This window comes from Rhizobium sp. BG4 (genome assembly GCF_016864575.1).
Lineage (GTDB): Bacteria > Pseudomonadota > Alphaproteobacteria > Rhizobiales > Rhizobiaceae > Rhizobium.
In genome coordinates this window covers 1,964,403-1,988,497 of record NZ_CP044125.1, presented here as the reverse complement: position 1 = coordinate 1,988,497, position 24,095 = coordinate 1,964,403, and the positions used below count along the sequence as shown (strand labels likewise).

At 61.9% G+C, this 24,095-nt stretch carries 20 protein-coding genes and 1 riboswitch; of the genes, 5 read left to right on the top strand and 15 right to left on the bottom strand.

The window, feature by feature from the left end; all coding sequences use genetic code 11:
• Nucleotides 1-79 precede the first annotated feature (79 nt).
• The 3 genes from F2982_RS10150 (at nt 80) to F2982_RS10140 (ending at nt 2,570) form a co-directional block, all read left to right on the top strand.
• Nucleotides 80-970, top strand: a complete 891-nt coding sequence (locus tag F2982_RS10150; protein WP_203429971.1) for a LysR family transcriptional regulator — start codon at nt 80-82, stop codon at nt 968-970.
• A gap of 67 nt (nt 971-1,037) precedes the next feature.
• Nucleotides 1,038-1,274: an Lrp/AsnC ligand binding domain-containing protein gene (locus F2982_RS10145; protein WP_016556708.1), complete on the top strand. Its 237-nt coding sequence runs from the start codon at nt 1,038-1,040 to the stop codon at nt 1,272-1,274.
• Nucleotides 1,275-1,412: 138 nt separating this feature from the next.
• Nucleotides 1,413-2,570, top strand: a complete 1,158-nt coding sequence (locus F2982_RS10140) for a glycosyltransferase family 4 protein (protein ID WP_203429970.1) — start codon at nt 1,413-1,415, stop codon at nt 2,568-2,570.
• Here F2982_RS10140 and F2982_RS10135 read toward each other — a convergent pair.
• From F2982_RS10135 to epmA, 9 genes are all read right to left on the bottom strand, one after another.
• Nucleotides 2,567-5,872 (bottom strand): polysaccharide biosynthesis C-terminal domain-containing protein, encoded by a 3,306-nt coding sequence (locus F2982_RS10135; RefSeq protein ID WP_203429969.1) that lies wholly within the window; start codon nt 5,870-5,872, stop codon nt 2,567-2,569. The two genes, F2982_RS10140 and F2982_RS10135, sit on opposite strands and share 4 nt — an antisense overlap.
• A gap of 69 nt (nt 5,873-5,941) precedes the next feature.
• On the bottom strand, nt 5,942-7,117 hold the full coding sequence (locus tag F2982_RS10130; RefSeq protein ID WP_203430048.1) for a glycosyltransferase family 4 protein: 1,176 nt from the start codon (nt 7,115-7,117) through the stop codon (nt 5,942-5,944).
• A 13-nt stretch (nt 7,118-7,130) separates the two neighbouring features.
• A complete protein-coding gene (locus F2982_RS10125; RefSeq protein WP_203429968.1) occupies nt 7,131-9,608 on the bottom strand; it encodes a glycoside hydrolase family 2 protein in 2,478 nt (825 codons plus the stop codon).
• Nucleotides 9,609-9,624: 16 nt separating this feature from the next.
• Nucleotides 9,625-10,587 (bottom strand): DUF1839 family protein, encoded by a 963-nt coding sequence (locus F2982_RS10120; protein ID WP_203429967.1) that lies wholly within the window; start codon nt 10,585-10,587, stop codon nt 9,625-9,627.
• Nucleotides 10,588-10,595: 8 nt separating this feature from the next.
• On the bottom strand, nt 10,596-11,504 hold the full coding sequence (locus F2982_RS10115) for an amino acid--[acyl-carrier-protein] ligase (RefSeq protein WP_203429966.1): 909 nt from the start codon (nt 11,502-11,504) through the stop codon (nt 10,596-10,598).
• Nucleotides 11,505-11,509: 5 nt separating this feature from the next.
• The gene (locus tag F2982_RS10110) at nt 11,510-12,691 is read right to left on the bottom strand and encodes an acyl-CoA dehydrogenase family protein (RefSeq protein ID WP_112718293.1); all 1,182 of its coding nucleotides are present in this window, start codon (nt 12,689-12,691) and stop codon (nt 11,510-11,512) included.
• Nucleotides 12,691-12,942: an acyl carrier protein gene (locus F2982_RS10105; protein ID WP_112718291.1), complete on the bottom strand. Its 252-nt coding sequence runs from the start codon at nt 12,940-12,942 to the stop codon at nt 12,691-12,693. The genes F2982_RS10110 and F2982_RS10105 overlap by 1 nt, the downstream gene beginning before the upstream one ends.
• 256 nt (nt 12,943-13,198) lie before the next feature.
• Nucleotides 13,199-14,251, bottom strand: a complete 1,053-nt coding sequence (locus F2982_RS10100; protein ID WP_203429965.1) for a lysine-2,3-aminomutase-like protein — start codon at nt 14,249-14,251, stop codon at nt 13,199-13,201.
• The gene (gene epmA, locus F2982_RS10095) at nt 14,248-15,312 is read right to left on the bottom strand and encodes an EF-P lysine aminoacylase EpmA (RefSeq protein WP_203429964.1); all 1,065 of its coding nucleotides are present in this window, start codon (nt 15,310-15,312) and stop codon (nt 14,248-14,250) included. The genes F2982_RS10100 and epmA overlap by 4 nt, the downstream gene beginning before the upstream one ends.
• 150 nt (nt 15,313-15,462) lie before the next feature.
• On the opposite strand from epmA, the gene efp reads away from it, so the two are divergent.
• The gene (gene efp / locus F2982_RS10090) at nt 15,463-16,032 is read left to right on the top strand and encodes an elongation factor P (protein ID WP_112718285.1); all 570 of its coding nucleotides are present in this window, start codon (nt 15,463-15,465) and stop codon (nt 16,030-16,032) included.
• Between the two features lie 54 nt (nt 16,033-16,086).
• Here the strand turns inward: efp and F2982_RS10085 are convergent, their stop codons facing one another.
• The 6 genes from F2982_RS10085 to metA form a co-directional block, all read right to left on the bottom strand.
• Nucleotides 16,087-16,815: an SIS domain-containing protein gene (locus tag F2982_RS10085; RefSeq protein WP_203429963.1), complete on the bottom strand. Its 729-nt coding sequence runs from the start codon at nt 16,813-16,815 to the stop codon at nt 16,087-16,089.
• A gap of 2 nt (nt 16,816-16,817) precedes the next feature.
• A complete protein-coding gene (nagA, locus tag F2982_RS10080; RefSeq protein WP_203429962.1) occupies nt 16,818-17,969 on the bottom strand; it encodes an N-acetylglucosamine-6-phosphate deacetylase in 1,152 nt (383 codons plus the stop codon).
• Nucleotides 17,969-19,000 carry an SIS domain-containing protein gene (locus F2982_RS10075; protein WP_203429961.1) on the bottom strand — a complete coding sequence of 344 codons (1,032 nt, stop codon included), beginning with the start codon at nt 18,998-19,000 and terminating at the stop codon, nt 17,969-17,971. The genes nagA and F2982_RS10075 overlap by 1 nt, the downstream gene beginning before the upstream one ends.
• The gene (locus tag F2982_RS10070) at nt 18,997-19,770 is read right to left on the bottom strand and encodes a GntR family transcriptional regulator (protein WP_112718277.1); all 774 of its coding nucleotides are present in this window, start codon (nt 19,768-19,770) and stop codon (nt 18,997-18,999) included. Before F2982_RS10070 ends, F2982_RS10075 begins: the two co-directional genes overlap by 4 nt.
• 113 nt (nt 19,771-19,883) lie before the next feature.
• A complete protein-coding gene (locus tag F2982_RS10065) occupies nt 19,884-20,906 on the bottom strand; it encodes an aldose epimerase family protein (RefSeq protein ID WP_203429960.1) in 1,023 nt (340 codons plus the stop codon).
• 138 nt (nt 20,907-21,044) lie between these two features.
• Complete coding sequence (metA, locus tag F2982_RS10060; protein ID WP_112718273.1) at nt 21,045-21,968, bottom strand: homoserine O-succinyltransferase; 924 nt, start codon at nt 21,966-21,968, stop codon at nt 21,045-21,047.
• Nucleotides 21,969-22,029: 61 nt separating this feature from the next.
• A riboswitch (SAM riboswitch) is annotated at nt 22,030-22,107 on the bottom strand.
• 149 nt (nt 22,108-22,256) lie between these two features.
• Between metA and F2982_RS10055 the strand changes: the two genes are divergently transcribed.
• A complete protein-coding gene (locus F2982_RS10055) occupies nt 22,257-24,092 on the top strand; it encodes an ABC transporter ATP-binding protein/permease (protein ID WP_203429959.1) in 1,836 nt (611 codons plus the stop codon).
• Nucleotides 24,093-24,095: the final 3 nt, after the last annotated feature.

Here is a 24,095-nt window from a genome sequence, read left to right as displayed (position 1 = left end):
GCAAACCATTCTTTACAAAGCGCTTATTGGAGTGAATATCGACGTTTCGGAAACAGGTCATTCTGAAATGGAATGAGATATGCTCGCATCACGCCGTTTTCTGCCATCGATCTCCCTGCTTGCCGCCTTCGAAGCGGTGGCACGCACCGGCAGCGTCACCGCCGCAGCTCGCGAGCTGGACCTCACCCAGAGCGCCGTCAGCCGGCAGATCAAGGCGCTCGAAGAACAGCTCGGCGTCGAACTGTTCCTGCGCGAACGCCAGACCGTCAGGCTGACCTTGGCAGGAGACAGCTACGCGCGAGAAATCCGGGAAGCGTTGCGCCGCATTTCCAGCGCCTCTTTGAACCTCCGGGCCAACCCGCATGGCGGCACGCTCAATCTGGCGATCCTGCCGACCTTCGGCACGCGCTGGCTGGCGCCGCGGTTGGGAGGCTTCCTGCGCAAAAATCCGGGCGTCACGATCAATCTCGTTACCCGGCTCTCCTCCTTCGATTTCCGCCTCGATGCCATCGATGCCGCGATCCATTTCGGTCACCCGCACTGGCCGGGTGCCGAGCTGACCTTTCTGATGTCGGAGAAGACGGTTCCGGCCTGCAGCCCGCAGTTCCTGAGGGAGCATGCGATCAGCAAGCCGGAGGACCTGCTGGACCTGCCGCTACTGCATCTGACGACGCGGCCGGACGCCTGGGAGATCTGGTTTGCCGAAAACGGCGTCGCCTTCCAGAGCCTTCACGGCATGCTGTTCGACCAGTTCGCCACCGCAGCACAGGCTGCCGTCGCCGGCCTCGGCGTCGCCTTGCTGCCGACCTTCCTGATCCAGGACGAACTGAAGCGCGGAGATCTCGTCGCCGCGATCGACCGGGAGATCGAAAGCCGCGACTGCTACTATCTCGCCTACCCCTCCGAACGCGCCGATTACGCCCCGCTTGCCGCCTTTCGCGAGTGGATAGAGGCAGAAGCCAAGTCTTGAGCTTGCATCCAGGGAGAGCTTTCGCGCATTATGCGCGCCAACAGCATCCGATCCGCAGGAAAGTCCCATGAAGCCCATTTTCGTCCAGCTCCAGTGCGCCCCCGGCAAGACCTACGAAGTCGCCGACGCCATCTACCAGACGGAACGTGTTTCTGAGCTCTATTCGACCAGCGGCGATTACGATCTGCTGCTGAAGGTCTATATCGAAGAAGGCCAGGATATCGGCAAGTTCATCAACGACAACATCGCCAATATCCCGGGCATCGTCCGTTCGCTGACGACACTGACTTTCAAGGCTTTCTGAGCCGTCCGGCGATTAACCGTCTTCGCAAGATTTCCAGCCGTGCGCAGCACCGTAAACCCGGCTTTAAGGCGATCGGGTATTTCGTCCGGCTGTACGGCCGCGCGGGTCAGGAGTATTGCTTTGGAAGTAACGGCAGGCATGACCACGAATGCGCAGAGGACAAACGCGCCGCTGATCGTCCATGTCGTGCGCCAGTTCCTGCCGAACCGCGGCGGCCTCGAAGACGTCGTCGCCAATCTGGCGCGTGAAACCGCAAGACGCAGCTTCCGCGTCCGCGTCGTAACGCTCGATACGCTCTTTACCGCCCGCGACCGCAAGCTGCCGCCGCGCGAAACCATCGACGGTATCGAGGTCGTCCGCATTCCCTGGTCCGGCAGCACGCGCTACCCGATCGCCCCACAGGTCTTCCGCCATCTCGGCGATGCCGATCTCGTGCATGTTCACGCCATCGACTTCTTCTTCGATGCGCTGGCGATCGGCCGGATCCTGCATCGAAAGCCGATGGTGGTGACCACCCATGGCGGCTTCTTCCATACGCAGAAATACGCCGCACTGAAGAAGGTCTGGTTCCAGACGCTGACGCGGCTGTCGGCGATGAATTACCGCCGTGTCATCGGCTGCAGCACCTCGGATATCGCCCAGTTCTCGCAGATCGCCCCGAATACGGTGCTGATCGAGAACGGCGTCGATATCGGCAAGTTCGCCGATAGCGCATCGCGCACCCCGCTTCGCCGGATCGTCACCATCGGCCGCTTCTCGGTAAACAAGCGTCTGGATCATCTCCTCGACGCCATGCGGGTGCTGACGGGCCGCGACACGTCCTGGCATCTCGATATCGTCGGCTCGGAATCCGATCTCAAGGCCGGCGATCTGCGCGCCGAAATCACCGCGCGCAATCTCGACCAATCGGTCGGCCTGCATGTCGGCATCGACAACGAGGCCATCCGGGCACTGGTCTCGGGTGCCTCGCTCTTCGCCTCCGCCTCGGAATACGAAGGCTTCGGCCTCGTCGCACTAGAGGCCATGAGCGCCGGGCTCTATCCCGTTCTAAACGGCAATGCAGCCTACCGCGCCCTCGCGGAGCGTCAGGCACCGGTGACGATCACGGATTTCAGCGACGCCGGGACAGCAGCCGATGCGATCGGCGCGGCATTCGATGCGATCTCTGCAAACCCGACGGCCATGCGTGAAGCGTTGATAGCGGCAGCCCGCCCCTATTCCTGGGATCATGTCGCCGGGCTCTATATCGAGCTCTACCGGTCGCTCGGCATCCCGGCTTTCAAAGCCAGCGCTTAAGCCTTCGCCAGCTTGGCGATCTCTTCCAGAACGATCCGGCGCGATTCCAGCGGCGTCAGGTTATGGTCGGCGTCCTGAAGCATGACGAGGCGCACATTCGGATAGCGCTGCAGCTTGCGGCCACCCGGGCCGAAGTGGAAATACATGTGATCGAGGCCGACATCGGCTTCGCTGTAGATCAGCGTCAGCGGCACATTACGCTTACCGAAGGAGGCAAAGGCATGCTTCACCTCGCGGGCGACATGACCCTTGTGCGGCAGAAGCTCGATCAGCGGCGCGAAGCGGTAGGAGACGCGGCGGCCGACGGCGATGAAGAAATTCTGGAACGCGGCCTTCACGTCGACCTGGCCGCGGAACAGCCGTTTCAGCGTTTCGATATTCATCAGGCGCTGGCTGTAGTCATCGACGCTGCGCGGCACCGAAACGACGTGCTCCTTGGCAACCTGGACCGCCGGATCCCAGTAATAGACGAAGGGATTGATCGAGACGACGGCCTTCAGGCGCTCGTCGGCAATCCCGGCGCGGAAAGCGACATAGCCGCCGCTGCAGCGCCCGGCGACCATGACCGGCCCCGGCACATGCGCCTCCAGAAGATCGAGCGCCGAGACGGCGTCTTCGATCTGGGTGGCTGAATAGAGAATCTGATCGGGCGCATCCGGGCGCGGAACGCTGTCGCCGACATTGGCTGAATCGAAGCGCAGCGACGTGACACCCTGGCGGGCGAGATCACGCGCCATATCGACGATCGTCCGGCCCCAGCCGGCATGACGGTCATAGGCGGTGGTCAGGAACATCACCGAATTGCCCTGGGACTCACCGATCGGGCGGCTGAGAACGCCGACGAGATGATGATGATCACCAAAGCGAACCGGTATCTCCTCGAAACCGTCACCGCGCAGGATCTGGTTTTCGGCTGGAACGACCGAGTTGGCTGCAGTGGCATCGGGAACGGTGTTCGCTTCGATCCAGCGGGCAAGCTCCGCGACGACGGCCATCGGCGTCTTGGCAAACAGCGGATTGGTCGCCAGTTCCTCGTAGCCTTCGAACACCTTCTCATCGACGCTGGCGCCAAGGGCCCGCAAGGCTTCGGCAAAGGCGGAATCGCCGGCGCGCGACGGATGTTCGAAGAGAACATACTTGGCAGCAGCAATGCTTTCCGGAGTGCTCAGATTGAGCTTGCGGATTTCGGCGGCGATCGCTTCCGGCATGAATAGACCGGCGATCGTCACCTGGTCGGCAGGCGCATGTTCCTTGCTGAGGCCGAGATCGGCGTGAATGATCTTCGCCCACATGTTGAGTTCGCGGAGATACCCGCGGCCGCTCAATACGGGAGCCAGAAGCGCGACGCCACTGACACCGGGTATCGTCGCGCCGATGCGCTGCACGAGTGCTGCGCCGATGCCCTGAGCTGCCAGAATGATCTGGTCGCAGCCGCTGAGCGACTTCAGCTCTTCGGCGGCTGCACGGATCGATTTCTCCCAGCTTGCCAGCGTCGCCGGCTCGCTGCCGAAATCGAGCGCATCGCCGGTGCCGAGATAGTCGAAACGCAGGCTGGGAACGCCGATATCCGAAAGATGCTCGGCGGCCACGCGATAAAACTTGCGGCTGCACATTTCCTCGAAGCCCCAGGGGCTGACGAAGAGCACCGCCGAAGAACGCTTGGTGACGGCAGGATTCTCAGGCATGAAAAGCCCGATCGTTCCGTCGAAGGCAACCGGAAATGCAGCGCTGCGGCCGGCACCTTCCGCGGGCTCCTGAACCGCTGCGTCAGAAGCTTCGCCGTCCTTTTCAGGTGGCAGCGGCGCGATGAACTGTGCGGCCTTCAGCGCGGGGCCACGCAATGCCCAGGGAACCTTGCCGAGGATCGAGCGGATGACCAGCGCATCCTGCCGCGGAATGACCTTGAGGAATTTCAGCGCCAGCAGATAGGCAATGCCACCGGCGATTATCGCGAGGACGAGCCCAACTGGATTATGGAAGACCTCAAGCACGGCAAGCGCTGCCAGTGCGCAGAGGACTGCGGCAGCCGTCACCTTCGCGAGGCTGACATAGAGGGTCGACAGCTGACTGCCAAATCCGGTCTGTTTGATCATGATCACGCACATCACGACAAAAACGCCGATGCGAACGAGTGCCGCACCTTCCGCCGCAAAACTAGGCACCAGGAGTAAACAACCGCCTACCATCACAAGGCCACCAATCACACTGGTCTTCAGGCGATCGCGCACCCGGTCCATCGACAGGAGGTAGAGGCTGAGGATCTGCATGAAGGTGTAGGCGGGTGCGGCGAGCGCCAGCAGCATGACGACGGGACCACTCGGGCGGAAGGCCTCACCGAAGACACTGACGACGAGCACGCCCGAGATGGCGGCAAGCCCGAAGCTCATCGGCAGGATGATATAGGCCATGCTGCGAGTGACGGCGGCGAAGACTTCGACGGGAAGCGTGGCATCCTTGCTGCTGTGGCGCTGCTCGGAATAATAGGGCAACAAGCTCCCGGTCATCTGGATCGGCAGCTGCAGGGCGATATTGGCGACCGACAGGCCGATCGCATAATAGCCGACCATCTCCACCGACCAGAACTGCTGCAGGAACAGCAGTTCGAGGCGATTGATGAAGACGGAATCGATCAGGAACTGCGTCGAGATGATCACCGAGGACGAGGCCAGCGCACCGAAGGCGATACCGCATTTGTCCCGCTTGGCGAAGAGGATCGGCATGGTCGCGACGAAGAACACCAGCTGGCCGAGCGCATAACCGATCAGCACCCCCTCGACGCCATGCAGGACGGCACCAATGGCAACACCGCCGAGCTGCAGGATCGACACGCCAACCGTCAGCTTGAAGAAGTCTCCGAGCCGCTTTTCGCCGATCAGGTAGAATTTGACGAAGGAGCCGATCGCCTGAATGAAGAACAGCGCGCCGGTAACGAGTGCCACTGACGGCGCGGTTTCGGCCCAATGCATCTCCTCCGACGACAGGAAGAAGATCGCGTAGAGCCCGAGCAGCACCACCGTCGAGAATACCATGAAGGTGACGAGGATCGACGCAAAGCCCATGCGCCTCCTGCTGTCATAACCCTGAGCGCTGAGCTGCGGCAGGGTTTTCAGCAGCGTGATGCTGGAGCCAAGTTCGGCAATCGAAGCGCCGGTGACGACGAGCCACAGCGAGAAGGCGACGATGCCGTTCGCCTCGGGGCCGAGCAGGCGCGCGGTGATGATCGACGAGGCGAAGCCGGTGGCAAGCAGCAGCATGCCGGCCGCAGCGTTCATCACCGAGTTTGCTATGATCCCGTTCGACATCAGTCCCGTTCCGTTGCTTTCTCAGCCATTCCTAAAGTGAAACCGTTAAATAAGGCCCGAAGTTTTCGGTTAACGGTCAGCGCTCGCCAGTGTTTGCAGCGCTTTCTCGTAGGTATTGGCCTCGAGATAGGCGATCAGGAAACGCTTCGCCCGCGCCGCTTTCGCCTTGGCGGCTTCCGGATCGGCATGGATTTCTGCCAGATATCCGGCGGCGATTTCAGGCGATGGATCGGCCCAGACCGCACCGTCAAGTGCCGCAAATTCCGGATGCGTATCGACGACGGAGATCAGCGACGGCGCGACGTTCCAGGTGTTGTTCGGATCGCAGAAATCCACCGTGCCCGACCAGCCCGTGCTCACGACAGGCGTATTGTGGATGATCGCCTCGGCAACGGTGAGACCGAAGCCTTCCGAGCGGTGCAGCGAGATGTAGGCGTCGGAATCGCGGATCAGTCCGTTGATCTCGCTGCTTGCCAGCTTGTCGGTGACGATCCGAATCCGGCTATTGCCCTCGGCGGAGCGATAAAGCGCGGCCAATCCGGCATCCTTCGCCGGATCGCCACTGCCCTTCATCAGCAGGAATGCCTTCGGGCAGCGCGCCTGGAAAATCTTGAAGGCGTCAATCACCGCCTGCGGGTTCTTCCGGTTGATAGACGATCCCGCGCTGAAGATGAAGCTGACGAGGAAGGCATCGTCCTCGATCCCGAACTTTGCGCGCATGCCGTCGGCAGCGGGCTTCTCTGTCACCGGATGCGGCACGACGATAACGGGCGCCGACGTCAACGGCGCGATCGCCTTGCGGGTGAATTCGGAGGGTACGAAGACGGCATTCACATAGCGCGCACCATTGCGCCATTCGGCGGGAACGACTTCCAACTCCCAGGCCCAATAGCCGATATTGTAAGCACGCGCGAATTCGCCGAGACCGGTGCTGAGCACGGCGCGCGGCAGCATCGGCGGATTGAGGTGCCAGATGCGGGTGCCGGGCTTCGCCGAAGACTGCGCAGCCGCCGTCCACTCGACCGACGATCCCTCGCCAGCATGCGTGCTGACATCGCGCAGCGAAATCGTCCGTCCCGCCGAGACGAGGGCGTCGGCACAGAGCCGCGCCGATTCGCCCACACCTGCCATCATCGAGAGATAACCGGCGACTTCGACCGGACGCGCCGGATCGAACGCAACACGCGATTTCGGGATCAGCCGCTGCAGAACATGGGAGCGAAAGGCACGGTAAAGCGATCGGATCGACATCTTGTCCTTAACCACCGGCGCTGAAGGCAAACCGGCGCATGTTTCCAGCGCAGAGCACCTCGCCCTGAGGCTCGCCCGCGTCTGCCGTCATCGGCGTCAAACGAATGCGCCGCTGGATGCCCGGCGCGAGATGGAACCAGTCGTCCGACGGACGGTAACCGGCAGCTTCGACATGCACCGACTGCGCAAAGCGATCGGTCGTCAGATCAACGGCCCAATGACCGGCATCCTCGACGAGCCTGACGTCGATGCTGGCGTCATGGCAGGCCTTGGCGCGCCCGAGCGGGAAATGAAACGCTTCGCCCAGCAATTCGCCATCGACGGAGCGAAGCCGCGCGACCGTGACGTCATGCGACGGCGGCCCAAAGCGGAAGGCGTAGGTCGTGTCGAAGAATGCGCCGAAAAGCTCGGTCGCGGCGATCTTCTGTTTGCTGCGCGCAGCAAGCGCCAGGCTGTGGCTACCGCTCGCCGCCTGCTGCCGGCCGTCACGGAAGCAGATGATCTCGAGCTCGGCCGCTAGATCGTCCGCCGTCTCGTTGACGACGTGAATGTCGAGCCCGTTGGTGCCTTCGTCGGTCAGCAGCACCTGCAGCGGCTGGAAGGCACGGCGCATCGCATGCCAGACCGGCTTGGGCTCACCCGTGGAATCGATCACGCCCCAGCCCGGGCCGGGGAGCAGGTCCTGCAGTGTCCAGACAAGCGCACCGTCGCAGCGCGAACCGGTGCGGCGCCATTCGGCAAAGGTCTCGGTCAGCACCTCTCCCGTGACGGCGCGGGAGAGCTCGAGATAGCGCTCCGGGTTCTCGCGGCGAAGGCTTGCCGGGTCAGTGTCGTAGAGAAGGCCGAGATAGAAATCACGGACATCCTCGAAATCCCAGGAAGCGCCGCGATCGCGGGGCACTCGCGCCTTCCAGAGCGGGCTATGGACGGCGGGAACATCGAGATGCCGCTGCAGCGTCGATTGCTGCGGAACATGTCCGAAGGCGAGGCTCTCGGCGGCAAAACGCACATCCGCCCGACGCGCGTCCTCAAGCGGGCGCATATAGGCGCCGACACCGTAATAGTGGGTCACCCCTGCATTCGGCGAAAACGGCATCGCGCCGCCATAGGGAGAGTTCGGCACATAGGGCACATCGGGCCGCAGGCGGGAAGCAATCGCTGGAATCACCTCGTCGGTGAAAGGGCCGCCCCAGAATTCGCGCGGCAGGCCGAGCATTGCCGCCTGCTGGTGCACCTCGCTGCCGCCGCAGAGCACGGCAAGCGACGGCGACGCCTGAACGCCATGCAGGAAGCCTTCGACCTCGGTATGGACATGACCGGCAAAAGCCTTGTCGTTTCGCGGATAGTCGAAATTGGCGAACATGAAGTCCTGCCAGACGAGCAGGCCGAGCTCGTCGCACAGCGCGAAAAACTCCGGCGTCTCGTAGGCCATCGTGCCGCCGATGCGGATCATGTTCATACCGGCTTCCGCCGCAAGCCGCAGGAACGGCTCGTAGGCGCTGCGATCTCCAGGCAGCCGCACGATATCGGCCGTCGTCCAGACCGCCCCGCGGCAGAACACCCGCTCGCCGTTGATGACAAGACCAAAACCATCGCCATCGACACCCCGATCCAGCTCGATCCGCCGGAAACCGGTCTTGTCGAGCGGATATGCGATCCCGTCGGAGAGAAGCGTCAGATCGTAGAGATGCGGCGTGCCATGCGTATGCGGCCACCAGGCCGTCACGTCGGGGATCTTCAGGATCGCCGAATAATGGTTGTCGCCAACCTTCTCGAAGGACGCTTCATGCTCGCCGCAGCGCAGCTGCAGCACCGGCTCCTCGGCATCGCAATAGAGCGACACGCTGAGGCGCCCGGCACCATCCTCGTCGAGAACCGCGCGGATCGAGACATTGTCGATCGAGACCGGGCTGCCGCGCACCAGCGAAATCGCCCGCCAGGGGCCGACAGCATGAATTTCAGGGCACCAGCCCGGCATGTGGCCGAGCACGGTGGTGCGGATATTCTTGAGACCGGGGGGCGTGATCATCTGCGGGCGCCAGCGGGCCCGCGGTCCGGGTTCGGCAAGCTTCGGCGCCAGGGCGCGGAAGCAAAGCGCGAGCTCATCGCCGCCAGCGAGCGTCACCGGAATCTCGTGTGCGGTGAACATGCTCTCCGAAAACAGCATCTCCTTGCCGTTGACGAAGACATGGCAGAGCGTCGCCAGCCCTTCGAGCCGCAGTACCCAGTCGCCCGGCTCGGCATCGAACAGGCGGCAGACATACCAAGCATCGCGGGTGTTCAGCGGCTGCGGATTTTCGCGGTCGAACAATCCGGCCTTTTCGAGTGCCGCTGCCACCGTACCCGGCACGGGTGCGGCGATGAACTGCGATGTCGGCGGAATATCGTGCGGCGTCGCATAGGCATCCGGTTCGGTCAGGACGAGGTTCCATCCTTCCGAAAGCAGAACTTCCTCTGCCGCGACGCTTGCCAACCTCCCCCGCATGCTCAACTCTCCGGTGTCACAACCGCTCGGAAATCGAAGCCATCATGGAATCCCATGCATCGGCAGCCGGATCAAGCGCGGTCTGCAACGGCTCGAATTTCTTGCGGATGACGGCGCGCGCCAGCTGGAACTGCACCGATTTTGCAGTCTCGGAAATTTGCCGCGCGCTAGCTTCGGCATCGGCGAAGCGGCCGGGCGCCAGCCAGGCAAGATGATCGGCCGCGAGCTCGAAATTGGCGCCGAACTGGCGCAACGTGTTGAACGCATATTTGTGGAAGAAGCCGAAGGGACGCTCGGCAACCGCCTCGACCTGCTGCGGGAAAACCGAAGCGAAGGCCCGGATCGGATTTGTGGAAGGGCGGCGCGCAAAATGCTTGCGGAAGAGCTCGCCGGAAACCTTGCGGATATCGGCATCGCCGGGAAGCATCGCCGGAAATTTCGCAAATTCCGTATAGGGCAGGAACGGCGCATCGGATTCGGTCAGATGCAGCTGGAACAGCCCGTCGAAATCCTCGCCTTCGAGCGAGAAGAAGCCGGCATTGTGGAAGTATTCGACGCGCTTTGCCGCCATGTCCAGGCGGTTGATCGCCACCGTCGTCTTGCCGTGTTCGGTGCGATAGACGGTGCCCTGCGTATCGGGCATGAAATAGGAATCCATCTCGATCAAGCAGAGACGGCCGCGGCCGATCTGCGTCTGGATATGGCTTTCCACCGCATCGAAAATCGCCAGCTCGCTGACGCGGATGCCGAACAGCGCTTCGAGATCCTCGAGCGGCACCTTGAAGAAGGTGAACTGATCGCCCTCGAAATCCTGCGTCATCGTGAAGCCGAGCATGGCTTCCGGCGGCAGGCGAAGCGCGTTCAGCACTTCGATCCAGAGATCGATGTAGCAATTGGTTTCAGGCCACATGCGCTCACTGGAATGGAGCGCATGCCTGGCGTAGCCATCGGGACGGATGGCTGGAAAGACGGCGTTCATCCGAGATCTCAGCCCCAGAGCGCCTTGCGAACGTTTTCGGGCCATTCCTTCACGTCGAGACCGTGGTGATGGAAGAGCGCGAGCGCGATGCGTTCAAGACCGAAGCCGACGCAGGCCGTATGCGCGACGCTGCCGTCTTCGAGGTTCAGGCCCCACTTCAGACCAAACGAATCCTGATGATAGTTGAAGCTCATGCAGGCCGTCGGATTGGCAGTCGAGGTGATCGGGATCAGCAGCTCGAACTTGAGATTCTGGTCACGCTGGTTGTTGACCATCATCTTGCCGGCGCGGCCGAAGAACGGGTCGTTGGCGACATCGATGACGACGTCGAGGCCGACCTGCTTCATCATCTCCACGCCGCGATCCATCCAGCGCTGGCGGAATTCCGTCACGTGCTGCTCCGTGCCCATGCAGACATATTCGCGCATGCGGAACAGCTGCTGGCGCGCCGGATCCTTGGAAGGTTCATGGCGGAAGCAATAGGACTGCAGATCGTAGAGACCACCGTTTGCCGGCAGATTGCCGCGCTTGGCAACAGTCGGATAGAGCGGATAGCAGGCTGCCGGCGTCAGCACGATTTCGGTCGCTTCCTGGCCCTTGGTCCAGTCGTCGCCGACTTCCATGCATTGCAGCAGGTTCATGTGATCGAGCTCGGCACCGCAGAAGCTGTGCACGGTACCGGCCAGCTGCGGGAAGCTCTTCATGTAACCACTCTTTTCGAAGATCGCCCGGTTCATACCCGGCGGAAAGCGCATGGCCTCCGCGCCATCGGCGCCACCGAACTTGTCGATCAGCCGCTCGAAGGCGGTGATCACGTCTTCGAACTGGCCGCTGCGGCCATAAAGACCATCAACGCCGGTATCGATCAGCAGGCCGGATTCGAAAAGCCGGTCCAGAAACGAGGTCTGCATATCCATGTGAGTCACCCCAGTAGGCTAGTGTCCTGCTTGTGGACGAGAAGCATGCTCGACGTGTTGCCGAGGATGCGGTCATTCGAGATCATGAGCTGCGCGGAATGCGCGTCTCGCAGATGGCGGCCGACGCTGAAGGGCGTGCCATTCTTGTAGCCCATGATGCCGCAGATCAGCATGACGTGGTTGACGATCTCGAGGATCGTTTCCGACGAGGCGATCTTCACGTTGTTCATGGCAACGGCAAAGCCCATCGACGACAGCTTGTCGGGATCGGCCTTGGCGTCCTCATAGGCCTTCAGGCCCGCAACGACATTGGACTTGACCATCTGCAGAAGGTTGGAAACTTCCGCGAGCCGCAGCGCGCCTGGGGGCGGGGCGCCGGGAGATTTGCGCGCAGCAGCACGCACGAAGGATTGAGCGCGCGAGACAGCATCGACGGCGATACCATACCAGACGCCGCTCCAGAGGAGGTGCGAGGAGGCAAGCATCGACTGCGCCGCGATCTCGGCAAACGGCTTCGGCAGGATCTGGACCGCCGGCGCCTCGCCCTTGAACAGGAACCCGTCCGAGCAGGTGCCGCGCATGCCGAGCGTGTTCCAGACATGGGTCCGCTCGATCGTGTACTGATCTTTGGTGAAGGCCGTCAGAACCTGGTCGGAGGAAGCGGCTTCCGGATTGCTGCGCGAGGTAATCAGGATCGCATCGGCATGCGAGCCATAGGAGATGACGGTCGCGTCCTTTTCGAGACGGCAGATGCCGCCGCTGACCTCGATGGCGCAGATGCTGTTGCGCAGGTTGCCGCCGATGCCGCCTTCCGTCGTCGCCGAGGCGATCAGCAGCTGTTCGGCAGCAAGCCGCTGCATGAAGCCTGCATGCCATTCGCTTTCAGTGCCGTGTTCCACCAGGCTCGAAAGCTTGATGTGATGCATGGCGAAGACCATGGCGCTTGCGGCACAGGCCTGGCCAAGAATGGAGCAGAGTTCGGCGATTTCGGTCGTCGTCGCACCCTCGCCACCGAGATGGCGGGGGACCTGGATGCCGAGCAACCGCTCAGCCTTCATCGCATCGACAGCTTCGCGCGGGAAGCGGCCTTCCGCATCGACCGTATCGGCGTGCTTGGCAGCGATCTCGGCGACGCGCGCGGCCCGTGCCGCAAAACTCTCTTCGGCAATCTTGACCTGGAAGTTCATCAGGCGACCTTCCGGCTATCCTTGATCTGATCGACGGTCTTCTCGATCGCCGAAATGCTGGCGAAAGATTTGCGGTTGAGCAGATTGTCGGGGAACTCGATGTCGAAGGCTTCTTCGATGCCCAGCATCAGCTGCACGGAGGCGAAGGACGTAAGACCCGCCGCATAGAGATCGGCATCATCGGCGATCTGGTCGACCGCCACCGGAAGCTTGCCGAACTTGGCTATAAGGTCGCGGATTGTCGTGTTCATCCTAGCATCTCCAAGATTGTCATGATCCTGAGCAGGCAGTCATCGCCTAAATCATGAGCGTTCTTTTAGGCCGGAAAAAACAACATTCCGCTAATTGGTCTGGTTAAATATGAGCAAGGTTCATACTTAAAGTTTTATCGGATATTCGAAAGCGATCGATGTTTTATATTTGATTTCAGCGATTTGCGGCAACGATCTGCCGAAATACCCGAAATTGGCGTTCAAGCCTGCAGTGCAGAAATGAAACGCAAAACCGTCAACCCACCGGCGGATAGACGTGCTCGCCGCCACGATAATCGGAGACCGAAAAGCAGCCGTCCGCCGTCTTGCGCAACCCGCTCTCCGAGATCACCGTCTTGCCGTGACCGCCGGGGATATCGAGAATATAGGCAGGCTGGCAGAGCCCGGAGATGCGCCCGCGCAAGGCGGCGACGATCTTCTGCCCTTCTTCGATCGACAGCCGGAAATGACTGGTGCCCGGGGCAAGATCCGGATGATGCAGGTAGTAGGGCTTGATGCGGTTCTCGACGAACCGCTTCATCAGGTCGGCAAGCACGGCCGGATCGTCGTTGACACCCTTCAGCAGCACCGACTGGCTGATCATGACGATCCCGGCATCGACGAGGCGGGCGCAGGCAGCGCGGGCCTCGTCGGTGAATTCACGGGGGTGGTTCGCATGCAGTGCGACGTAGACGGTCTTGCCGCTGGCCTTCAGCGCCGCAATCAGCGCCGCATCGATCTTGCGCGGCTCAACCACCGGAACACGAGTATGGAAACGGACGATCTTGACGTGATCGATCGTCGCCAGTTCCCGCATGATCTCTTCGAGGCGTCGCGGCGACAGGATCAGCGGATCACCACCCGTCATAATGACTTCCCAGATTTCATCGTGCAGGCGGATATAATCAAAGGCGGCCTTCATCGCCTCCGGCTCCAGCGTGCCCAGCCCCTGAGGGCCGACCATCTCGCGGCGGAAGCAGAAGCGGCAATAGACCGGGCAGACGTGCACGGCCTTCAACAGCACGCGATCTGGATAGCGATGCACGATGCCTTCGACAGGGCTATGCGCGATATCGCCGATCGGGTCGGCGCGCTCTTCCGGCAGGATCCGCAGTTCGTCGCCGACAGGTACGAACTGGCGCGCGATCGGATCGGTCGGATCATCGCGATCGATCAACGCCGCGACTGAAGGCGTCAGCGCGATCGCATAGCGGGCCGCGACCTCTTCGAGAGCCAGCCGGTCACCCTCGGCGATCAGGCCGGCGCTCGACAGGTCATCGACGCTCTTGATCGGCCGGACGATATTCATCGGCCATACTCCGCGACAGGCGCCCAGAGCACCTGATCAATGCGCGTGGCACCCGTCGCCAGCATCACCAGCCGGTCGAAGCCGAGCGCGATACCGCTTGCCTCCGGCATGATCTGCAACGCGTCGAGAAAATCCTCGTCCAGCGGATAGCGCTCGCCATAGATGCGCGCCTTCTCGGCCATCTCGATCTCGAAACGGCGGCGCTGCTCGGCAGCGTTGGTCAGTTCGCCGAAACCATTGGCGAGCTCGACTCCGCAGGCATAGACCTCGAAGCGCTCGGCAACCCTGGGATCGCCGGCCGAGGGTCGCGCCAATGCAGCTTCCGAAACCGGATATTCGTCGAGAATGGTGATGCGGCCGAAGCCGAGATGCGGCTCGATCTTTTCGACCAGCGCCCGGCTGAAGAGATCGGCCCAGCCATCGTCCTCTGCAACGCGCAGGCCGTTGCGGCGCAACTCGGCCGCCAGATGCTCGCGATCGGTCGAACCATCGGTGGCGACGGAGGCGAGCAGATCGATGCCGGCGTAGCGATCGAAAGCCTCGGCAACGGAAATCCGTTCCGGCCCGGCAAAGGGATCGGCCTCGGCGCCGCGATAGGTGAGCTTGGATGCCTTGACGGTCTCGGCGGCGAGTGCGGCCATCCGCACGCAGTCCATCATCAGCGTCTCGTAGCTCTCGCCCGCCCGGTACCATTCCAGCATGGTGAATTCAGGGTGGTGCAGCGGCCCGCGCTCGCGGTTGCGATAGACATGCGCGAAACAGGCAATGCGCTGCTCGCCGGCCGAGAGCAGCTTCTTGCAGGCGAATTCCGGCGACGTGTGCAGATAGAAGGGTGCGGACTGCCCGTCGGTCGTCAGCGCTTCGGTCGCGAAGGCATGAAGATGCGCCTCGTTGCCGGGGGAGACCTGTAGAGCCGATGTATCGACTTCGATGAAGTCTTCCTTGGCAAAGTAAAGACGCAGAGCCGCCTGGATCGCATTGCGCCCGATCAGGAACGGGCGGCGATCCGCATGAACATCAGGCGTCCACCAGGGCGAGGCTTTGGCGCTCGTCAGGGTCATTCTCCGCTTCTTCACTGCAAGGACCAACGCGAGGGCTGGCTTTTCACCGGATTTTACGTTAGTTGCCGCCCCAAAGGAAAATCAATCGCGTCTCCGGGGCTATTGCGACAGTCCTCTACGACGCCGAAGCCTGAGTTACAAGGAAGTCTTATGGTCAAGGTCATCGCCTCCTCCGTCCGCAAGGGCAACGTTCTCGAAGTGGAAGGCAAGCTCTACGTCGTTCTCACTGCCAACAACTTCCACCCGGGCAAGGGCACGCCGGTCACGCAGGTTGACATGCGCCGCATCGTCGATGGCGTGAAGGTGTCCGAGCGCTGGCGCACGACCGAACAGGTCGAGCGCGCTTTCGTCGAAGACGTCAACTTCCAGTTCCTCTATGAAGACGGCGAAGGCTTCCACTTCATGAACCCGCAGACCTATGACCAGGTCGTCGTCGATGTCGAAACGATGGGTGACCAGAAGGCCTATCTGCAGGAAGGCATGACCTGCATCTTGTCGATTCACGAAGGCATCCCGCTGGCGCTCGAGCTGCCGCGTCACGTCACGCTGGAGATCACCGAGACCGAGCCGGTCGTCAAGGGCCAGACGGCTTCTTCTTCCTACAAGCCGGCAATGCTCTCGAACGGCGTTCGCACGATGGTTCCGCCGCATATCGATGCCGGCACCCGCGTCGTCATCGCGACGGAAGACAATTCCTACGTCGAGCGCGCCAAGAACTGATTGGCCCTCAGGGACCGAACAAAAAAGCCGGCGGAGACGCCGGCTTTTTTCGTTTCAGAGATGCGGATTGCGCGGCCGGTAGCGCCTGACCAGCCGCTGATTGACATCGGCGGCACCTGGCATGTTGGCACTCAGATAGACAGGCGCATCGCCGGCTTTCGCGAGCTCGGAGGCGACCTCGGCGAAGATGGCATTGAGAACCGTCACACCGATCGCCGTCGAAACCGGGCCGACCTTCAGGCCGCTGCCTTCGATCTCGATCACCGCATCGCCGGGTGGCAAGCCGTTGTCGAGGACGATATCGGCGACGTCGGCCAGGCGGCGGCGGCCGTTGGCAATGGCGCTCGAATATTCGACCGAGGTTATGGCGATCACCTTGGCGCCGATCTCATGGCCGTAATCCGCCGCCTCTATCGGTGCGGCATTCACGCCCGAGTTTGACGCGATGATGATCACGTCGCCGGATTGCATGCCGTAGCGCTCCAGAACCGGCCGCACCAGACCCTGCGTCCGCTCGTAGACCGAGCTGATGACAGCCCCCTCATGCAGCATTGCGGAACCGACGAGAACAGGCACGGTAAAGGCAAGACCACCTGCGCGGTAATGGACCTCTTCGGCCAGCATATGCGAATGGCCGGTGCCGAAGACATAGACGCGCCGGTCATGGCGTGCCGCGTCCAGAATAGCCGCCGCAGCCTGTTGCATCGGATCGTCAAGAGCGGACTGCAGCTTGCCGAGACGGGCGATCAGGTTGGAGAAATAGGCGTCGGTAATCGCCGTCATCGCTACTTCCTCTCGCCGGAGATCCAGGCCGCCGTCACTTCGGTCTTGTCGTTGAGGTGAACCACATCGGCGCGGTATCCCGGCAGAAGCTGTCCGTAGCCTTCGAGGCGCAGGAAGCGGGCCGGATAGAGTGTCGCCATCCTCAACGCTTCCGCCAGCGTCAGGTCGAGATAGGTCGTGCAGTAGCGGATGCTGGAGGCCATATCGACATCCGAGCCGGCCAGCGTGCCGTCGGCCAGAACCACCTTGGAGCAGAAGCTGCCGCTCTCGCGATGGACCGTGCGGCCATTCAGCGTGAAGCTGTCCTTGTCGGAGCCGACAAGCGACATCGCATCGCTGACCAGAAACAGTTTGCCCTCGCCGCGCTTGGCGCGAAGCGCCGTGCGCAGAGCCTTGGGATCGACATGGTGACCATCGGCAATCACGCCGCACCAGGTCGCCGGATGATCGATCGCCGCGCCGACGAGGCCAGGTGCGCGATGGCCCATCTGGCTCATGGCATTGAAGAGATGCGTGACGCCCCGGGCACCGGCATCGAAACGCTCTTCGGCCTGTTCGCTGGTGCAGTCGGAATGGCCGATGCTGACGGTGACGCCTGCTTCGGCGAGTTCCCGCACCTGCTTCACGGAAACCTGCTCCGCCGCCATGGTAACCAGCAGCGTACCGATCGCCTCGCGTGCCGCGATGAACGCCTTGACGTCGCTGTCTTCGACGGGCCGCATCAGCGAGGCGAGATGAGCACCCTTGCGGGCCGGCGCCAGATGCGGGCCTTCCAGATGCAGACCGGCGACGCCGCGGTTGGTCTTCACGGCGTCCTTGGCCGCCTCGATCGCCGCCTTGGTCGCATCGGCCGTATCGGTGATCAGCGTCGGCAGCAGGGCCGTCGTGCCGTAGCGGCGGTGACCGTCGGCGATGATATACATGGAGCCGGCCGACGGCTCATCATTCAGCATCCGGCCGCCGCCGCCATTCACCTGCGCGTCGATGAACCCGGCGGAGAGAACGCCGCCGTCGAGCACGACCCGCTCGCCTTCGGGTAGATCGTTGAGCGCAGCGATCGTCTCGATGCGCCCATCGGAAACGATGAGCGCCCGCTCGTCATGAAAGCGCTCGCCATCGAAGATGCGCGCGCCGGTGAAAATCTTCCGGGACATCAGACGGTCTCCGTGACCTTGAGCAGGTTTGCCGGCTTGTCAGGATCAAAACCCTTGCGGCGGGTAACAGACTCGATCAGGCGATAGTAGACGAGCAGCGAGACAAGCGGATCGAGCAGACCGTTGCCGGTCGTCGGCACACGCAGGTTGACGCCGGCAAGCGGCTGCGCCGAGAACGGAACTGTCGTCGCGCCGAGCTTCTGCAGGCGCTCCAGCGCCTGGACGTTATTGGCATAGGCGGCATCGTCAGGCGCGAAGGCGACGATCGGGAAGCCCGGCTGCACGAGGCGCATCGGGCCGTGCATCAGCTCGGCGAGCGAGAAAGCCTCGGCATGCAGGCCGGAGGTTTCCTTAGCCTTGAGCGCAGCTTCGAGCGCAATCGCGAAAGCCGGACCGCGGCCTGCCGTATAGAGCGAGCTCGCGTTGAAGAGCACGTCTTCGGCGGCGGCCGTATCGATGCCGGAAGTCGCAGACAACGCCTCCGGAAGCTTCTGCAGGGCAGCCTGCAGATCGGCCTTGCCGCCGATTGCAGCGGTAACACCAGCCAGTGCGGCAACGGAAGCGATGAACGACTTGGTCGCGGCGACGCTCTTTTCGGGTCCGGCATTCAGGCCAACCACGATATCGGCCTGATTGCCGAGCGGACTGTCGGTGACGTTGACGACGGCGATCGTCGTTGCGCCACCCTTCTTGGCTGCTTCCTGCAGGGCGACGATGTCAGGGCTGGCGCCCGACTGCGAAACCGTGAAGTGAATGCCACCCTTCAGATGCAGCGGCGCGCCATAGACCGAAGCGATCGACGGGCCGACCGAAGCAACCGGTACGCCGCAGCTGATCTCGAAAAGATATTTGAAGAAGGTCGCCGCGTGGTCGGAGGACCCGCGCGCTGCCGTCGTCACCACGCTCGGCCGGGCCGAGGAGAACAGTTTGGCGATCTCCGCGAAGCCCGGCTTTTCCTTTTCGAGGAGGGTCGCCACCACGTCCGGCGATTGACCCGCCTCCTGCAACATCAGCGACTTGTTCTCACTCATAGCTCATCTCCAATTCTCAATTCTGCAACAAAATCATATGCATCGCCACGATAGTGCGAGCGGGTATATTCAACGACGCGCTGGTCTTCGAGGCGGGAAATCCGCTCGATCAGCAGCGCAGGCGCACCGGCCTTGACGTTCAGCATCGCGGCCGAAGAAGGGTCGAGCGTCACCGCCGTCAGGCGCTGCAGCGCCCGCACCGGCTTGTGTCCGCTGGCAGCCAGCGCATCGTAAAGCGATCCCTCGCCACCGGCATGCTCGCCGACGAACTTCACCGGAACGACGGCGCGCTCGATCGCGAGCGGCAGGCCATCGGCTAGGCGCAGTCGGTCAAGCCGCAGCACCGGCTCGTCCTGACTGAGACCTAGGAGAAAGGATTCTTCCGGCGAGGGCTGGTTGATCTGTCTCGACAGAATTTTTGCAGCAGGTGAGCGGCCGCGCGAGCGCATATCGGCCGAGAAGGACGAGAGACGCCAGAGCGGCTGCTCCATGCGTTCGACCCGCGCCGAGACGAACGTGCCGCTGCCATGGCGCGATTCCAGCGCACCCGACGACATCAGGTCGCGATAGGCGGTCCTGACGGTGACACGGCCGAGCTTCAGCGCTTCGGCAAGATCACGTTCGCCCGGCAATGCCGCGCCGGGCTTCAACAGCCCTTCCTGAATGAGACCGGTCAAGGCCAGCGCCAGCCGCTTGTAAAGCGGGCCGGTGGACGCCTCGTCGCGCAGTCCGCGCGCATTCAGCTCTGCTATCAGACTGGTTCTATCCATGGAAAGTGATTAGAACCTATCTAGAACCACTCTTCAAGATGAATTTACGCCAAAAACACAAAACCCTCGTGACGGGGTCACGAGGGTTTCGAAAACGGCGATGCTGAAGCGGCTTAGCTCTTGCTGAAGATATAGTCCGTTTCCTGACGCAGCGCCTCACCCGGCCGCAGCACGGCATTGGGGAAGCCCTCGTGATTGATCGCATCGGGCCAGACCTGCGTTTCCAGGCAGAAACCGGCAAACGGGCCATACTTGCGGCCATCGAGACCCGGCACCGCGACATTGAGCTTGAAGCCGGCATAGAACTGCACGCCGGGCTCGGTCGTGCGTACTTCCAGCGACACGCCGGAATTGACGCTGCGCGCCAGAACGACCGAGCGCTTGGCGACACGATCCTTCGACAGGCAGAAATTATGGTCGTAGAGCGCCTGCTCGGAGCCCTCGAAACGCTTCATCGAGGTCATTTCGCGGAAGTCGAAAGCGGTGCCGTCGACCGGGCGCAGCTCGCCGGTCGGGATCTGCCGCTCGTCGGTCGGCAGATAATGGTCGGCGGCGATCATGATGTCGTGGCCGAGTGCATCGTCACGGCCATCGAGATTGAAATAGGCGTGCTGGCAGACATTGGCGAGCGTCGGCTGATCCGATGTCGATTCATAGACGATCGAGAACTCGCCGTTGCCATGGACCCGGTAGGTCGCCTGGATCGTGCAATTGCCCGGATAGCCGGCGCGGCCATCGGGATCGACGATCTTCAGCACGACGCGATCGACATCATGCTCGACGATCGTCCAGTTGCGCTTGGCGATATTGTCGCTGCCGCCATGCAGATGCGAGACACCCTTCTCGTTGAGCTCCAGCTGGTGGGCCTTGCCGTCGAGCGTAAACTTGCCGCCGCCGATACGGTTGGCGCAGCGGCCGGGCGTTGCGCCGAAATAGGAGGAATAGGCCGGATAGTCGGCGAAATTGTCGAAGCCGAGCAGCAGCGGCGCCTCATGGCCGTCGAGCCGCAGATCCTGGATGACCGCGCCCCAGGTCATGATCTTGGCCGTCAGACCGCCGCCCTTGATCTCGACGCGATAGACGGTCTCGCCATCCTTCGTCGTTCCGAAAACTTCCCGCTTCAGCTGTTCAGCCATCTATCCATCGTCCTGAAATCTGTTCGCTTTCCGGCAGCGAACCTGCCCCCATTTTCCACGAACCGCAACTGCCAAAGGCAAAAAAGAAGCGCCGCGGCATCAAGGCCAGCGGCGCAACGTCAACAGATTGATAAGCCCTCAGATTTTCGTGCCGATCTCGCTGAGCTCGTAGGGCGTCGTCTGGTAGATTTCATTGATCCAGTTGCCGAAGAGCAGATGCGCGTGGCTGCGCCATCGGTTCTGCGGCGGAAGGGCTGGATCGTTATGCGGGAAATAGTTATGCGGCATCTTGATCGGCACGCCGGCATTCACGTCGCGGAAATACTCGTCCGACAGTGACGTCGAGTCATATTCGACGTGATTGAAGATATAGAGCCGCTTGGCCGCTTCTTCCTGAACCAGGCAGACGCCCATCTCGTTCGATTCCATCAGGATTTCCAGACCCGATGCCTTTTCGATATCGGCACGGCGAACCTCGGTCCAGCGGGAGACCGGGATTTCGAAATTGTCGGAGAAACCGTTGAGATAGACGGAAGAGGGCTTCAGGTTCTTGTGGCGATAGACGCCGAAGGCTTTTTCGCCGAGCTCATGCTTCGGCACCCCATGGAAATGGTAGATGGCCGCCATCGCGCCCCAGCAGACATTCATCGTCGAATGCACGTTGGTGCGCGTCCATTCGAAGATGTCCTGCATCTCCTTCCAATAGGTGACGTCTTCATAGGGCATCAGCTCTATCGGCGCGCCGGTGATGATGAAACCGTCGAATTTGCGGTGCTTCACCTCTTCCCAGGTCTGGTAGAAGGCGAGCAGATGGTCTTCGGAGGTGTTCTTGGCCTTGTGGTTGCCGATGCGCACCAGCGAGAACTCGACCTGCAGCGGAGAGGCGCCGACGAGGCGCGCCATCTGCACCTCGGTCTTGATCTTGTTCGGCATGAGATTGAGAAGCCCGATCTGCAGCGGACGGATATCCTGGCGGATAGCCATCGTTTCGGTCATCACCCGAACCCCCTCCTGAACGAGGGTTTCGAAAGCGGGGAGCGTGTCAGGAATCTTGATGGGCATCGCATTCACTCGATCGAACAGAACAACCGGCAAATAAAAAACCGGCAACGAAAGAATCGCTACCGGTCCGCACGCGGCCCTTTAGCGACTTATTTAACGTGGCTGCAAGCCGGCCGGCCAAATCACCACGAGGTCTCCTAGATAGCGCTGACAGCGGCGCGAATCAATGAGGATTCGCATGCGGCGCCTTGGCGCAAGGTAACTCACGCATTAATGACTGGTAGAATCTGTTGATGGACAGTGCGCGCTACCATGTTAATCAGGGGCGATGCTGTACGGGAATGCGTGATGACGGACGACGCCAAAGGCGCGGCTGGCGGTCAGCGGCAAGACCGGGTCGGATATGACCTGAGCCTCGGCTACCGCCTTAAATTGATGTTTCAGGCTTTCTGGGCCTCCAAGGTGCGCGGCAAGATCCTGTCGCTCGCGGCGATTCTGCTCGCCGTCATCCTGGCGACGGCCTATGGCCAGGTGGTCCTGAACCGCTGGAACGCACCCTTCTACGATTCGCTGCAGCGGCGCGATGTCACCGAATTCTTCCACCAGCTGCAGGTCTTCGGCCTGATCGCCGGCTCCCTCCTGCTGCTCAATGTCGGCCAGGCATGGCTGAACCAGATGACCGCGCTCTACATGCGCGAGGGCCTGACACGCGATCTCGTCGATCAATGGCTGAAGCGCAAGCGAGCCCTTCGGCTGGCCTCGAGCGGCCTGATCGGCGTCAATCCCGACCAGCGCCTGCATGAAGACGCCCGAAACCTGGCGGAAAGCACCACCGGCCTCGTTCTCGGGCTCATTCAGTCCACCATCCTGCTCGTCAGCTTCATCGGCGTTCTCTGGGAACTGTCGAGCGGCTTCGTCTTCCACTTCAGCACCTATTCCTTCGCCATCCCCGGCTACATGGTCTGGGCCGCGGTCTTCTATGCCGCCTCGGCATCGATCCTCAGCCAGATCGTCGGCCGCAAGCTGGTGCCGATCAATGCCGAGCGCTTCTCGAAGGAAGCCGAGCTACGTTTCTCGCTGATGCATGCAAACGAGAACATGCCGGCGATCACCGTTGCCAAGGGCGAGGAAAACGAGCGCCAGCGCATCAATATCGATATCAGCACCGTTCTCGCCGTCCTGAAGCGGCTGACGATGGCGAATACCAATCTCACCTGGGTCTCTGCCGGCTATGGCTGGCTCGTCATCGTTATCCCGATCATCGTCGCTGCCCCTGCCTATTTCTCCGGCGGCCTGACCTTCGGTGAGCTGATGATGTCGGTCGGCGCCTTCAACCAGGTCAACACGGCGCTGCGCTGGTACGTCGCCAATTTCGGCCCGATCGCCGAATGGCGCGCAACGCTGAACCGCGTCACCGATTTCCGCCATGCGCTTCAGCACATGGATGACGCGATGAACCCGAAGAATGTCATCGCCTACGAGGACACTGCCGCGGACAGGCTTGTGATGAAGAACGTGACGATCGCCGCAAAGCTCGGCGAAGAAGTCGACCAGTGCGGCGGCTTCCGTGTGCACGAGCCTGACGTCACGCTGAAGGCCGGCGAGAAGGTGATGATCAACGGCGATCACAACGTCAATCGCAAGCTGCTGTTCCAGGCAATGGCCGGTCTGTGGCCCTGCGGCAGCGGCACGATGGGCCTGCCGCCATCCGACGACATGCTGTTCATCCCGCAGGTCGCCTATATCCCCGGCGGCACGCTGCGCGAGGCGCTCTGCTTCCCCGAACCTGCCGGTTCCTACAAGAACAAAGATATCGAAGCTGCGATGGAGAAGGCCGGGCTGCGTCAGCTCATCGGCCGTCTCGATACGCGTGCGCGCTGGGACAAGGTGCTGGATTCCGACGAGCAGAAGGCCATCGGCTTTGCCCGGCTTCTGCTCGTGCGGCCGCGCTGGGTGGTCTTTGACGAAGTGCTCGAAGGTCTCGAACCGGAGTGGCAGACGACGCTCACCAACCTGCTGACGGCGCTGCCTGATACGGCGATGATCTATATCGGCCGCTCCGAGACCTATATGGAAGTGCTGAAGCCGCGGGTGCTGCACCTCGAAGCGATCGCTTCGAAGACCGAAGAACCCGCACCGCCGAAAGCCGGCACCGGCCGCCCGGCGGCGGCTCCGGTGCTCTAGCAG